We start from the raw sequence: 14,442 nt of genomic DNA on the forward strand, positions 1-14,442 counted from the left end.
TTACGCTCTGCCACCCTCAGAATAGAGATCGCCCTCTGCAAAAGCATTTCTTATCAGAGGGTTAAATTGTTCTGCCTCTGGACGGATCTTGTTAGATGTAAAAAAATTGTGCGAAGCAGGGTTAACGATGGGCTATCATATTCGCCATTTTTTTTACCAAAATTGATGACCTTTTTGCTGAACAGCAGGAGTTATACCGTGACCAGCGCCGAAGCCGTAGATGTCCGCCAGTTAATCAACCGTCATGCGCTGAGCCGCTGGCAGAAACGGCTTATCGCGCTCTGTTTTGTCATTGTTGCGCTGGACGGTATGGATATTGCGCTGATGGGATTCATTGCGCCAGCGCTAAAAGCCAGCTGGGGCGTAACGAATCATCAGCTGGGCATGGTGATCAGCGCCGCGTTGATTGGTCTGGCACTGGGAGCGATGGTGGCCGGGCCGCTGGCCGATCGCTACGGGCGACGCATCATGATCCTGCTAAGCGTGCTCTTTTTTGGACTCTGGACATTGGCCACCGCACTGGCGCAGAACGCAGAGCAGATGATGCTGTTTCGCTTCCTCACCGGGCTGGGACTTGGTGCCGCCATGCCTAACGTCGGGACGCTGGTGGCGGAATATGCACCCGAACGTCGCCGATCGTTTATCATTACTGTGGTATTTTGCGGTTTCACCTTTGGCGCAGCGGCGGGAGGATTCGCGGCGTCCTGGCTGCTGCCGCGTTATAGCTGGCACGCGGTATTACTGATGGGCGGTGTTCTGCCGCTGCTGGTGCTGCCCTGGCTGATGTGCGGCCTGCCGGAATCGGTGCGCTTTCTGATTCATCAGCGCGCGCCGGCGGCACGTATACACGCGATCGTTGACCGCATGCTGCCCGGAGAGGTGGCGCCAGGCAGCCACTATCACGCCAGTGAGGGGATTACTGTGCGGCGTGGCGCGATAGCCACAGTAGTATCAGACTCTTATCTTTTTGGCAGCTTGATGCTCTGGGGCGGCTACTTTATGGGGCTGTTTCTGGTCTACCTCATTGGCAGCTGGCTGCCGTCGCTGATTAACACGCTGGGGATGTCGTTGACTGAGGCCGCAATTGTCACCGCCATGTATCAGGCCGGCGGCACGCTGGGCTCGCTGTTTGCCGGCTGGCTGATGGACCGCATGAACGCCAGTCTCGCGCTGGCGGCGATCTACTTCTGCGGTGGCATTGCGATTGTTGCACTGGGCTTCTCTCCGGCCCAGGTTGGATTAATGAGCGCCATCGCGTTCTGTAGCGGTTTCTGCTTTAACGGCGCCAATACCGGAATGAACGCGCTCTCTGCACACTTCTATCCCACGCATGCCCGCGCAACCGGCTCAAGCTGGATGCATGGCGTTGGCCGTATTGGTGCGATTCTCAGCGCGTTTGCCGGCGCAGAGTTGCTCGCGCTGGGCTGGGCATTCAGCCAGATTTTCCTGCTGCTGGCGATACCGGCCGCGCTGACAACCCTGATGCTGGTGCTCAAATACCGCGTTGCTGACCCGAAACCCGGCGCGGAGTGACAGGGCGATCACACTTCAGGGAAAATTTTACCTGCGCTGCGTGCCTTGATTTAGAGTAACAGCACTGTTCCGGCTCAGGACCCCTGTTATGGAAAATTTTCTCAGCTCTGACGCGATCCGTACGCTATTTTCACAGGCCATGTCGGCCATGTATCAGCAGGAAGTGCCGCAGTATGGCGTGCTGACGCAGCTGGTCAGCGCGGTCAATGAACGCACGCTGGAAGCGAATCCCGCGCTGAAGGATCGGCTGGCGGCAGCGGATGAGCTGGCGCGGCTGAGCGTTGAGCGTCATGGCGCTATCCGGGTCGGAACGGCCGCCGAATTATCCATGCTGCGGCAGATGTTTGCGGTAATGGGCATGGAGCCGGTAGGCTACTACGATCTCTCGCAGGCGGGCGTACCGGTTCACTCCACCGCTTTCCGGCCCGTCAGTGAGGCGGCGCTGCGGCGTAATCCGTTTCGTGTTTTCACCTCGCTGCTGCGCCCTGAGCTGATTGACGATCCGGCGCTGCACGCCCGCGCGATGGCGATACTCGGGGCGCGTGACATCTTCACGCCCGGCTGCCGCAGGCTCATTCAGCGTCATCAGGAGCAGGGTGGCCTGAATGCCGGAGATGCTGCGGCCTTCGTCAGCGAGGCGCTGGAAACGTTCCGCTGGCATGCGCATACCACGGTTGACAGCAAAACCTATCATGCTCTGAGCCAGCAGCACCGGCTGATCGCCGATGTTGTCTGCTTCCGCGGCTGCCATATTAATCATCTGACGCCGCGTACGCTGGATATCGATCGCGTACAGGCGCTGATGCCAGCGCGCGGCATTGAGCCAAAAATCCTGATAGAAGGCCCGCCGCTGCGCCGGGTGCCGATACTGCTGCGGCAAACCAGCTTCAGGGCGCTGGAAGAGGCGGTGCATTTCAGTGACGGTACGCCTGGCACACACACGGCGCGTTTTGGCGAGATTGAGCAGCGCGGCGCGGCGCTGACTCCGGCCGGACGGGCACTGTATGATCGGCTGCTGGCTGCTGCTGGCTCCGGCAGCGATAATGTGCAGCATCAGCAGCGTCTTGGTGAACTGTTTCGGGATTTCCCCGATGATGAAGAAACGCTGCGCGAGCAGCAGCTCGCCTGGTTCCGCTATCGCCTGACGGAGCGCGGTGAACAGCAGCCCCCGCGTGCCGGAGAAAGCGTGTCAGCCCTGCTGCAGGCTGGCCGGCTGCAGGCAGAACCTATCGTATATGAAGATTTTCTGCCGGTAAGCGCGGCGGGCATCTTCCAGTCTAATCTTGGCAATGCGGTAACAACGCGCGAAGCGGGTCACGCCAGTCAGGCAGAGTTTGAGGCGGCGCTGGGTGCGGCCGTGCAGGATGAGATGGCGCTCTATGCGCAGATGCAGCAGCGCAGTCTGACACGCTGCGGAATTAATGAGGGCTGACAGAGAGCCGGTCAGCGAAATCAGCGATGATTTCAGCAGCCGGCGATTTTTTTTATCATTATTGCAGGCGCATATGCGGACACGCTTCTGCTTAGCGACACCCTTCAAAATGGTTACGCTTTTTCCCCGATGTAAGCACGGTACTCCATCAAACCTGTCAGTTCAGAAAGTAACTCATCTGACCTGCCAGATTCAGCTGTCACAATAGACCAGATAACCTGCGGAGAGTAAGCCAAAATATTTGATGATCTCATTCAGTGATCCGGGTCATGTTTCGGCATAATCTGCAAATGCATTAAGAACATAGACATTTATCAGGTCGCTGCAAATAATGAGGGATGCTTTATCAGGGAACCCGACATGAAAAATGAACCGCGTCTGAGGATCAAGACAGCAGAAGGCGAACTTCGCGGCCTGATGGATAATGATATCTATGTTTTCAAAGGGATACCTTATGCAGCACCGCCAACAGGCGCGCTACGGTGGCGGCCGCCTCAGCCGGTAACCCCCTGGCAAAACGTGCGCGACGCCACCGCATGGGGCGCCGCCAGCTGGCAGAGCCGCGAATACTGCATAGGTGTTGGCGGCGGCGATCCGGGTACATTCAGTGAAGATTGCTTATATCTTAATATCTGGACCCCTGACCCGGCGCCTGGCGCACCGCTGCCGGTGATGGTCTGGCTGCACGGAGGCGGTTTTACGCTCGGCGCTGGCAGCCTGGATCCCTATCAGGGCAGCGCGCTGGCTGCGCAGGGCGTAGTAGTGGTCACCCTTAACTACCGGCTGGGCCATCTTGGCTTTTTCTCACATCCGGCGCTGGATGCGCAGTATGCCGCGGGCGCAACGGTTAACAACTTTGCGCTGCTTGATCAGATTGCCGCGCTGCAGTGGATCCAGCGCAATATTCCTGCTTTTGGCGGCAACCGCCACAATATCACGCTGTTTGGCGAATCATCCGGTGCACGCAGCGTGCTCTCTCTCTGCTGCTCACCGCTGGCAGAAGGGCTGTTTCACAAAGGCATCGTTCAGAGCAGCTACAGCCTGCCTGACCTGACGCAGCAGCAGGCGAGGCAAAAGGGAACAGAGGTGGCAGCCCATTTCGGACTGCCACCGGAGGCAACGGCAGAACAGCTGCGCGCGCTGCCTGGCGATGCATTCTGGTCGCTGACGCAGCCGCTGGCGCCCGGGCCGGTTGCGATCAGCGGGGATGCCGTGCTGCCAATGCCGATGCTCGACACCTTTATCGCCGGCCGGCAGCATCGTGTGCCGCTGATGATTGGCAGCAACAGCGATGAAGCCAGCGTGCTCGACTACTTTGGCGTAGACGCGCGCGGCGTGCTGCGGCAGATGCGCAAAAAGAACCGCTTCACCTATCGCCTGCTGAAATGGTTATACGACATTCATGATGATGCGCTACTGGGACGCGCGGTGGCGCGCGATATGGCCTTTACGGTTATGCCGCTGCTGGTGGCGCAGTCGCAGTCCGGTAAGGGCATGCCTGTCTGGCGCTACTGGTTCGATTATGTTTCTGAAAATGCGCGCGATCTTTATCCGCACGGTGCCTGGCATGGTAACGAAATTCCCTATGTATTCAACACGCTGGAGACGCTGCTCCCGACCGGCAATCGTCCTTACACCGCCGCTGACAAAACCCTGGCTGCAGAGGTGAGCGCGTACTGGCTGGCGTTTGCCAGAGATGCCACTGAATTCAGCTATTGCCTGCGCGGTCGTAATGCAACTGAGTGGCCCGTCTGGCGTGAGGGTGAAGATGTCACGCTCGCGTTTGGCGAGCAGGGCCGTGCGGTCACGGTGTTAAAAACACGCTTTATGCGCCGCCGTCTGCGCCTGTTCCGGCTGATGATGCGCAGCCACGTACGCTTGTGAGCCTCCCTTCAAACTGGCCTGTCAGTGCGCTGTTTTCGCCCGGGACGCTGACGCTGGTTTAATTTACAAAACGGTTACATTTTCCCTGCCTGCTGCCGATAACCCCGATATGCCCGATTTTATCGGGCAATAACGCGTATCAATCCAGGGGAACAGGTATGGGTATTTTTAAAAATTTTACGATTCGCGCGGTATTGCTGACGCTGCTCGGGCTGTTTTGCCTGTTGTGGTGCGGCGTCGGCTTATTCAGCGTTTACGCATTGAATGCGCTGGGGAAAGGCAATGAGGTCGATCGCCAGCTGGTGAATCAGATGACGGTGCTGAGCAAAGGCAACGATCAATATTTTCGGGTAGTAACGCGTCTGTCGCGCGTCATGGAGAGCCGTACAGCAGACCTGGCGATCAGCGCAGAGGCTTTTGCTCCCGTTGAGCAGGCGCTGAGCAGCATGAAAGCGCAGCTGGAACAGTTCAAAGCGATGGCACCCGGTCCGATGGATCCGGCAACGGCAGAGGATGTGATTAACAGCTGGCAGAAACTGCTGGATGAGGGGATAGCGCCGCAGGTCGCGCTGGCAAAACAGGGCACGCCGGAGGCGTATAAAGCGCAGGCGACCGGCGTGACGCCGGCGCTGAGTCGCGCATTTGGTGCCACTGCCGAAACTTTCAATCAGTCTGCCGGCAGTAAACTGGATGCAACCCGGGTTACGGTAGACCGGCTGACCGGCGTCACCAAAGTCATTATTGTTATTGCGGTGGTGGCAGGTCTGCTGATCCTGCTCTTTACCGACCGGTATCTGGTGAGCACGCTGGTTAAACCGCTGGAGCGCATCCGCGATCACTTTACGCTGATTGCGCAGGGCGATCTCAGTCAGCCAATGGAGGATTTTGGCCGCAACTGCGTGGGCAAACTGATACCGCTGCTGCGCGCCATGCAGGAGAGTCTGCGTGAGGCCGTCAGCGCCATCCGCAGCGGTACAGAAAATATCTATCGCGGCGCGTCGGAAATCTCTGCCGGCAACAATGACCTCTCTTCGCGCACCGAAGAGCAGGCGGCCGCGCTGGAACAGACTGCCGCCAGCATGGAGCAACTCACCGCTACGGTGAAATTCAACGCTGATAATGCCCGTCAGGCCAGCGCGCTGGCAGAAACCGCAACCGGAACGGCCCGGCAGGGAGGGCAGCTGGTGGGCGATGTTGTTACCACGATGCAGGGCATTTCCGGCAGCTCGAAAAAAATTGCTGAAATCACCAGCGTTATAAACAGCATCGCTTTCCAGACCAATATCCTGGCGCTTAATGCGGCCGTCGAAGCGGCGCGTGCCGGTGAGCAGGGCCGCGGTTTTGCCGTGGTGGCCAGCGAGGTGCGTAATCTGGCGCAGCGCAGTGCCGGAGCAGCGAAAGAGATTGCCAGCCTGATTGCCGACTCGGTGGAGCGGGTGGACAAAGGGTCTGCGCTGGTGAGCAGCGCCGGCACCACCATGGATCAGATCCTGACGTCCGTACAGGATGTCAGCGAAATTATGAAGCAGATCGCCGCGGCCTCCGAAGAGCAGAGCAAAGGGATTTCGCAGGTCGGCACCGCGGTTACGGAGATGGACAGCGTGACGCAGCAGAACGCCTCGCTGGTTGAGCAGGTCTCAGCGGCGGCGAGCGCGCTCGAACGGCAGACGGAAGCGCTGCAGCTCTCCGTTGCGCGTTTCCGTCTCTCTGCGGGTGCGCCGGTTCATCATGCGCCGCCGGTTTCCGCTGCTCCGCTGCGTCGTCCGGCGCTGGCTGGAGCTGCCCCGGCGGGGAAACCCGCGGTCAGTGAGGAGTGGGTCGCGTTTTAGGACGCGCTGAGCCACGACACCAGTTCAGTGAGCAGCGGCGGGGTGCGCGCATCCTGACGCTGCAGTAAACTATACGCTGCCCCGGTTGCCACGCTGCCGGGGAACGGCGTCACCAGCCGCTGCGCCAGCAGATCGCTTTCGATAAGCGTGATATCCGCTACCGTAATACCAAACCCCTGTATTGCCGCACTGATAGCGAGATCCATGGTGGCAAAATGCTGATTACGCTGCATCACCAGGTTAACCCGCTGCTGCTGCAGCCAGTGCTGCCAGTCACGCCGGTCAGGCGTCGGGTGCAGAAACGTCAGCGCGCTCATCTCTTCAGGTTGCTGCGGGATCGTCATTCCGGCAGCCAGCACCGGCGTCAGACGCTCATCGAACAGCCGCAGCGCATCAGGCGGCGGCGGCCCGTAAACAATCGCCGCATCAAACTCCTCCAGCTGAGAAACATGTTCATGGGTCGTGGTCAGCGCAACATGCGTCGCCGGATAGCGCTGTTCGAACGCAATCAGACGGGGGAGCAGCCAGCGCATAATGCAGCTGGGCGCTTTTAGCCGCAGCGTCTGCGACGGCTGGCGCGCCCGTTCCGTGACCGTCAGCAGCTGCTGATAGCTCTGTTGCAGTTCCGGCAGCAGCGCCGCGCCGCGTTCAGTCAGTCGCAGGCCCCGCGCATGGCGCTGAAACAGCGCAAAGCCCAGCCAGTTTTCCAGCGCAGCAATTTTACGGCTTACCGCACTCTGCGTCAGGCACAGCTCGCGCGCCGCGTGCGTCAGATTAAGACAGCGGGCCGTAACCAGAAACGCGTTGATCGCATTCAGTGGGGGTGCAGAACACGCCATAACATCCTCAGCTATGCAATTTTCTCATGGCTATTATGACGACAATTCGCTTGTCGCCTCAAGGCGCTGTGCGTTGAATAACGATCTGATCTATTCATCTTACTCTGTCAGTCAGCGAGGCCGCAGCCATGAGCATCACCACGCCAGTTTCCCTTCACTCAAAACAGCCTGATGTGGGCACCACGATTTTTAGCGTGATTGGTCAGCTCTCGGCCCGCCATCAGGCGATTAATCTGTCGCAGGGGGCGCCCAATTTTCCCTGCGATCCGCTGCTGGTGGAGCAGGTGGCGCAGGCGATGCGCGACGGCCACAATCAATATGCGCCGATGACCGGCCTGCCGGCGCTGAAAAATGCGCTGGCGGAAAAAGTGCAGACGCTTTATGGCCAGCATTATGACCCTGACAGTGAAGTGCTGATCACCGGCAGCGCCAGCCAGGGGCTCTATATGGCGATTTCAGCCCTGGTGCACGCAGGCGATGAGGTGATTTTTTTCGAGCCGGCATTTGACAGCTATGCGCCGGTCGTGCGGTTGCAGGGTGCCACGCCGGTGGGAATAAAGCTGCAGCAGCCCGATTTTGCCATTAACTGGGAGGCGGTGCGCGCCAGTCTCTCCTCCCGTACCCGCATGATTATCATCAACACCCCGCATAATCCGACAGGACAGGTGCTGACGCCTGCCGATCTTAGCGCGCTGGCGCAGCTGACGCGCAACACCGGCATCATCGTGCTGTCAGATGAGGTGTATGAGCATGTTCTGTTTGACGGTCGTCAGCATTGCGGTATGGCGACGCATCCGGAGCTGGCGCAGCGCAGCGTTATCGTCTCGTCGTTCGGCAAAACCTTTCACGTCACCGGCTGGCGGGTTGGCTACGCGCTGGCACCGGCCGCGATCATGGCAGAAATCGTCAAGATCCATCAGTTCATGATGTATGCGGCAGATACCCCCATGCAGGTGGGATTTGCCCGCTACCTCTCGCAGCCGGAACACTATCTGCAGCTTGCTGCGCTCTATCAGGCAAAGCGCGATCGGCTGGCCACGCTGCTGCAGGCGTCACCGTTCAGGCTGCTGCCTGCCAGCGGATCCTTTTTTATGCTGGCGAGCTTTCGCGATTTCAGTGACGAGAGCGACAGCGAAATGGTAAAACGTCTCATCGTTGATTACGGCGTGGCGACCATTCCGCTCTCAGCGTTTTATTCAGATGGCACCGATAACCAATTAATTCGGCTTTCGTTTGCAAAAGATGACGCCACACTTGAGGCGGGCGCGGCTGCGCTCTGCCGGGTTACAGGGTAAAAGAGGACACATAATGAAAAAACTGAACGCGCTGTTTATTGCACTGGGCATGATCGCATCGGCACAGACGCTGGCTCAGACCAGTCTGCGCTATGGCGTGGAGTCACAATACCCGCCGTTTGAGAGCCGCAATGCGCACGGTGAGCTGGAAGGCTTTGATATAGAGCTGGGTAACGCCATCTGTAAAACCGGCCACTTCAGCTGCAGCTGGGTGGAGAGCAGCTTCGACGCGCTGATCCCGGCGCTGCAGGCGAAAAAATTTGATGCGATCAACTCCGCCATGAATATCACCGAAGCGCGGGCAAAAAGCATCGATTTCACTAAACCGATATACCGCATCCCCAGCATGCTGATTGTGAAAGCGGGCGAAAAGCTGCAGCCCACCGCGGAGGCGCTAAAAGGCAAATCTGTCGGCGTGCTGCAGGGCTCTATTCAGGAAACCTATGCGAAAAAGCACTGGGAACCTCAGGGGGTTACCGTAACCTCCTATCAGGATCAGAATCAGGTTTATAACGATATGGTCGCCGGCCGTCTGGACGGCACGCTGGTGATGTCCGCTGCCGGGCAATCCGGCTTTCTCGATAAGCCGCAGGGAAAAGGGTTTGCCTTTGCCGGCGGACCGGTTGAGGATGACGCCATCCTGGGCACCGGCATCGGTTATGGGCTGCGCAAAGGCGACAGCCAGCTGAAAACGGCGCTGGATGAGGCTATCAGCACGGTGCAGGCAGACGGTACCGTGACCCGGCTGGCAGCCAAATACTTCCCCGGCATCGACGTGACCGCCAGTAAACAGCCCTGATGAAGAGGGTGCAGGCGCAACGCCTGCGCCCCGTCAGACCGGTTTAGCAGCCAGCGCGCAGAGCGCTTCTGCGACCTGATACGATTTTACAAACGAAGGGATCGGCAGAAACTCAAAGCGCGAGTGGAAATTATGCGCGCCGGTAAAGAAGTTAGGCGTCAGCAACCCTTTCGCTGACAGGGCAGAGCCATCGGTGCCACCGCGCATCGGGATCACTTTCGGCGTGACGCCAGCCTGCGCCAGCGCGGCAAACAGCAGATCAATCGCGCGGCGATCTTCGCCAATCGCATTGCTGATATTGCTGTAAATATCGCTGATAATCAGCGAAACTTTGCCGGTGGGATAGCGGGCAGTGATCTGTTCAGCAACCGTCGCCAGCTGCTGTTTCTTCGCGGCAAACCCCTGCAGATCGAAATCACGAATAGAGGCTTTCAGTACCGCCTGACTGGCGTTCGCCTGCATCTCATTAAACCAGATATAGCCTTCACGTCCCTCAGTGTGTTCCGGGGTCGCCTGACGGTCAAAACAGCTGATAAAGTCATGCGCCATCAGCAGCGGATTAACCAGCACTCCTTTGCCTGACATCGGATGCGCCGGCACGCCGGTGAACACCAGTTCAGCGCTGGCCCCGTTGAAGCACTCATAGACCACTTCCCCCAGCTCACAGCAGTCGATGGTCCAGGCAAAATCCACGTTAAAGCGCTGTTCCAGATCCAGCGCTTTTGCACCGCGCAGCCCAATCTCTTCGTCCGGAACAAACGCCACCACCACATCACCGTGCGCACCCTGCAGATTCGCCATCAGCGTCATCACCACGCTCACCGCTGCTTTGTTGTCTGCGCCCAGCACGCTGGTACCGTCGCTGAAAATAATCTCCTGACCGCGGTAAGGCAGGATCTCCGGGTGTTCCGCCACGCGCAGCCAGATTTGCTGCTCAGCATTAAGGCAGAGATCGTCGCCGGTAAACGTCAGCGTCTGCGGGTGAATATCGGGCGAGAGGCCCACATCCACGGTATCGATATGGGTAATAAAACCGATGCGTGGCGCGCCTGGCGTGTTGCCGGGCTTCACGGCGGTTACGGTGGCGTGCAGGTCAATCTCAACCTGCTGCAGCCCCATATCGCGCAACTCCTGTGCCAGCAGTGCAGCCATCTCATGCTGAGAAGGCGTACTGGGCAGGGTAGCGGATTTCGCATCGCTCTGGCTGGAGACCGCCAGATAACGATAAAACCGTTGGGTCAGTTCCCGGGCAAGCTTGTCTGTCATCACAATTCCTTATCAGTAACGGACCGCAGGTGATACGCCTGACGGTGAAAACATGTTATCAATGAAATAAATAGCGATGCAGACCAACATAAGTCAATAAAAAGCGAGAAACAGCATGAAAATGATGATGAGCAAACTGGCGCTGAGCCTGCTGGGTGTGGCTGTAGCGGGCAGTGTGTCAGCGAAGACGCTGGTTTACTGTTCAGAAGGATCGCCGGAAAACTTTAACCCGCAGCTGTATACCTCCGGCACCAGCGTGGATGCCAGTGCCGTGCCGCTGTTTGACCGGCTGGTGGATTTCCGGCCCGGCACCACCGATCTGCAGCCTGCGCTGGCAGAGCGCTGGGAGATCAGCCCCGATGGCCGGGTTTATACTTTCCATCTGCGCAAGGGCGTGAAGTTTCACAGCAACAAGCTCTTCACGCCAGGACGCGACTTCAACGCGGATGACGTAATATTTTCCTTTATGCGGCAGATGGATGCAAAAAATCCCTATCACACGGTCTCTGGCGGCAATTACGCCAACTTTGAGAGCCTGGAGCTGGCAAAACTGATCACCGCCATTGACCGCGTAGATGATTACACCGTGCGTATCACGCTGGCGCATCCGGAAGCGCCTTTTCTCGCCGATCTGGCCTGGTATTTCGCCTCCATTCATTCAGCTGAGTATGCTGACAAGATGCTGAAAGCCGGCACGCCGGAAAAGGTGGATATGCAGCCGATCGGCACCGGCCCGTTTGAGCTGGTGCAGTATCAGAAAGATTCACGCATTCTGTATAAGGCGTTCCCGGCTTACTGGCAGGGCAAAGCGAAACTGGATCGGCTGGTGTTCTCGATCACGCCGGACGCTTCGGTACGTCTGGCGAAGCTGGAGAAGAATGAGTGCCAGGTCATGCCGTTTCCGAATCCGGCCGATCTCGATAAGATGCGCAACAACCCCGACCTGACGCTGGAGCAGAAATCGGGCCTGAACACCGGTTTTCTCTCGTTTAACACGACGAAAGCGCCGCTGGATAATGTGAAGGTGCGCCAGGCGCTGGCAATGGCCATTAATAAACAGGCGATTATTGACGCCATCTTCAAAGGCACCGGCACGGTGGCGAAAAATATTCTGCCGCCGGGCGTCTGGAGCGCCGATCAGCAGCTGAAAGATTACGCATACGATCCGCAACGGGCTAAAGCGCTGCTGCAGGAGGCGGGCATCAAACCCGGCACTGAGATTGCGCTGTGGGCGATGCCGGTGCAGCGCCCCTATAATCCGAACGCGCGGCGCATGGCCGAGATGATTCAGGCTGACTGGGCGCAGGTGGGCATTAAAGCCACCGTCGTCAGCTATGAGTGGGGCGAATATCTCAAACGGGTGAAGGGCGGTGAGCATCAGGCGGCGCTGATGGGATGGACCACCGCCACCGGCGATCCGGACAACTTCTTTGGCCCGCTTTACAGCTGCACTTCAGCAAACGGCGGCTCCAACTCCTCAAAGTGGTGTTATCAGCCGTTTGAAAAGATCATTACCGCCGCGCGGGCAGAGCAGAATCATGACCGGCGCGTGGCGCTCTATCAGGAAGCGCAGCAGATGATGCATGACCAGATGCCGGCGGTAATGATTGCTCACTCAACGATTTTTGAACCCGTGCGCAAGTCGGTCAGCGGCTATCAGGTCGATCCGTTTGGCAAGCACAACTTCTATCCGGTCGATATCAAGCAGTAAGCGCGGGATCGTCTGCGCTCAGCTGCTGCTGAAGAAAAGTCAGAAACAGAGACAGGGCGGCGCTGCGGGGCCGCCCTGACTGTGCCTGCAGCTGAAGCGTACGCTGGCTGAGCTGCTCGATATTGATACTCCGCAGGGCCAGCTGATGCCGTCCGGTCTGGCCGCGTACGGTAAACGCGCTGCAGATGGTCACCGCCTGCGGCGTCTGCAGCAGAAAGTTAAACAGCGCTGAGAAGTTGTCGCAGGTTAACACCGGTTCAATCAGCTGGCCGCTCATATGACTCGCCAGTTCAAACAGCTGGCGTACGGTGGTGTTTTGCTGCGGCAGCGCCAGCGGATAGTGGCTGAGCTGCGCCAGCGTAATAGCCGGTGCTGCAGCCAGCGGGTGCTGCTGCTGCATCAGCAGCAATACCGGCGCAGGCCAGGAGCCGATAACCTCTACCCCCTGTTCAGCACGCAGACTGAACTGCAGCGCGATATCGCATGCCCCCTGACGCAGCCGCTCTGCCACGCCCTGGGCGTCTGCCACCTGTACCTCAAACAGCGTTGCGGGATACTCGGCACGAAAGGCGGCGATCAGCGCCGGCAGCAGGCTGAACGCCAGTCCATCGGTACAGGCGACACGGATCAGCGTGCGACGTATAGCGCGTAATCCGTTGATTTCTGCCAGGGCATACTCCATATCGAGCTGCGTTTTGCGAACGTGATGCGCAAAAATTTCGCCTGCCTCTGTCAGTACCATCCCGCGCGCGTGACGCTGAAACAGTGGCGTGCCTACTTCTGCTTCCAGCCGCTGTATCTGCCGGCTGATGGCAGATACCGCCACATAGAGCTGCGCGCTGGCGGCGCTGAGCGATCCTTCCCGGGCAACCATCAGAAAATAGCGGAGTTCAGTGCTTAACATCAACGTGCCTCATGATAGTGCATGCCTCAGAAACGGGCAGGCAGGCGTTGCTCTGAAAGCAAAGCATACTCGATAAATTGATCATTGTGGCAAAGCAGTCATTTCGTAAAGATGTCAGCACAATAATACAAAACAGAGATGCAAACATGACACGAGATCGGGCGATATCCGCCGCGCTGCGCTATTTCGACAGCGGTGAGTTTCAGCAGCTGCTGGCAAGACGCGTGGCGCTGCGTACGGAGAGTCAGCGGCCGGATCGTGCGCCGCAGCTGGCGCATTATTTGCGCGAGGAGATAGGCCCGCAGCTGAGCGCCCTGGGCTTTGAGCTGCACTTTATCGCGAATCCGCTGGCGGACAAGCCGCCGTTCCTGGTAGCCGTACGTATGGAAGATGCAGCGCTGCCCACGCTGCTGAGCTATGGCCATGGTGATGTGGTCTTTGGTGACGACGAAAACTGGCGTGCCGGTCTGGAGCCGTGGCAGCTGACGGCTGAAGGTGAACGCTGGTATGCGCGCGGCAGCGCCGATAATAAAGGCCAGCACTGCATAAATCTGGCGGCGCTGGAGCAGGTCTGGTACGCGCGGGGCGGTCGGCTCGGCTTTAACTGCAAGCTGCTGTTTGAAATGGGCGAGGAGATCAGCTCGCCGGGCCTGGCGGAACTCTGCCGGGAACAGGCTGCGCTGCTGAAAGCGGATCTCTTTATCGCGTCAGACGGACCGCGCGTCAGCGCCCCTCGTCCGACGCTGTTTCTCGGTTCACGCGGCGCGGTGAACTTTCGCCTCACCCTTAACGCCCGCGAAAACGCCTGCCACTCCGGTAACTGGGGCGGGTTGCTGAGTAACCCTGGCACATCTGGCGGCGCTGGAGCAGGTCTGGTACGCGCGGGGCGGTCGGCTCGGCTTTAACTGCAAGCTGCTGTTTGAAATGGGCGAGGAGATCAGCTCGCCGGG

Annotated in this window: 10 protein-coding genes and 1 pseudogene; 8 read left to right on the top strand and 3 right to left on the bottom strand. The window is 58.6% G+C overall.

Annotated features, from left to right (window positions below):
• Window positions 1-198 precede the first annotated feature (198 nt).
• The 4 genes from BBA90_RS11905 (at window position 199) to BBA90_RS11920 (ending at window position 6,678) form a co-directional block, all read left to right on the top strand.
• Window positions 199-1,533, top strand: a complete 1,335-nt coding sequence (locus BBA90_RS11905) for an MFS transporter (protein WP_065649323.1) — start codon at window positions 199-201, stop codon at window positions 1,531-1,533.
• Window positions 1,534-1,621: 88 nt separating this feature from the next.
• Complete coding sequence (gene hglS / locus BBA90_RS11910; RefSeq protein WP_065649324.1) at window positions 1,622-2,965, top strand: 2-oxoadipate dioxygenase/decarboxylase HglS; 1,344 nt, start codon at window positions 1,622-1,624, stop codon at window positions 2,963-2,965.
• Window positions 2,966-3,325: 360 nt separating this feature from the next.
• Window positions 3,326-4,849 carry a carboxylesterase/lipase family protein gene (locus tag BBA90_RS11915; RefSeq protein ID WP_065649325.1) on the top strand — a complete coding sequence of 508 codons (1,524 nt, stop codon included), beginning with the start codon at window positions 3,326-3,328 and terminating at the stop codon, window positions 4,847-4,849.
• Window positions 4,850-5,007: 158 nt separating this feature from the next.
• Entirely contained in the window at window positions 5,008-6,678 is a 1,671-nt protein-coding gene (locus BBA90_RS11920) for a methyl-accepting chemotaxis protein (RefSeq protein WP_065649326.1), read from the top strand.
• Here the strand turns inward: BBA90_RS11920 and BBA90_RS11925 are convergent.
• Window positions 6,675-7,517: a LysR substrate-binding domain-containing protein gene (locus BBA90_RS11925; protein ID WP_065649327.1), complete on the bottom strand. Its 843-nt coding sequence runs from the start codon at window positions 7,515-7,517 to the stop codon at window positions 6,675-6,677. The genes BBA90_RS11920 and BBA90_RS11925 overlap by 4 nt on opposite strands.
• Before the next feature lie 128 nt (window positions 7,518-7,645).
• Between BBA90_RS11925 and BBA90_RS11930 the strand changes: the two genes are divergently transcribed.
• Both BBA90_RS11930 and BBA90_RS11935 read left to right on the top strand, forming a co-directional pair.
• Window positions 7,646-8,812 (top strand): methionine aminotransferase, encoded by a 1,167-nt coding sequence (locus BBA90_RS11930; protein ID WP_065649328.1) that lies wholly within the window; start codon window positions 7,646-7,648, stop codon window positions 8,810-8,812.
• Between the two features lie 13 nt (window positions 8,813-8,825).
• On the top strand, window positions 8,826-9,611 hold the full coding sequence (locus BBA90_RS11935) for a transporter substrate-binding domain-containing protein (RefSeq protein ID WP_065649329.1): 786 nt from the start codon (window positions 8,826-8,828) through the stop codon (window positions 9,609-9,611).
• A 33-nt stretch (window positions 9,612-9,644) separates the two neighbouring features.
• On the opposite strand, the gene pepT is transcribed toward BBA90_RS11935, so the two are convergent.
• Window positions 9,645-10,877 carry a peptidase T gene (gene pepT, locus BBA90_RS11940; protein ID WP_065649330.1) on the bottom strand — a complete coding sequence of 411 codons (1,233 nt, stop codon included), beginning with the start codon at window positions 10,875-10,877 and terminating at the stop codon, window positions 9,645-9,647.
• A 124-nt stretch (window positions 10,878-11,001) separates the two neighbouring features.
• On the opposite strand from pepT, the gene BBA90_RS11945 reads away from it, so the two are divergent.
• Window positions 11,002-12,588 carry an ABC transporter substrate-binding protein gene (locus BBA90_RS11945; RefSeq protein WP_206099910.1) on the top strand — a complete coding sequence of 529 codons (1,587 nt, stop codon included), beginning with the start codon at window positions 11,002-11,004 and terminating at the stop codon, window positions 12,586-12,588.
• On the opposite strand, the gene BBA90_RS11950 is transcribed toward BBA90_RS11945, so the two are convergent.
• Window positions 12,578-13,492, bottom strand: coding sequence for a LysR family transcriptional regulator (locus BBA90_RS11950; RefSeq protein ID WP_065649332.1), 915 nt, complete (start codon window positions 13,490-13,492; stop codon window positions 12,578-12,580). The two genes, BBA90_RS11945 and BBA90_RS11950, sit on opposite strands and share 11 nt — an antisense overlap.
• Before the next feature lie 146 nt (window positions 13,493-13,638).
• On the opposite strand from BBA90_RS11950, the pseudogene BBA90_RS11955 reads away from it, so the two are divergent.
• A pseudogene (locus BBA90_RS11955) lies at window positions 13,639-14,343 on the top strand (M20/M25/M40 family metallo-hydrolase); the annotation flags it as partial.
• Window positions 14,344-14,442: the final 99 nt, after the last annotated feature.

Source organism: Pantoea eucrina (assembly GCF_001691555.1).
Classification (GTDB): Bacteria; Pseudomonadota; Gammaproteobacteria; order Enterobacterales; family Enterobacteriaceae; genus Pantoea; species Pantoea borealis.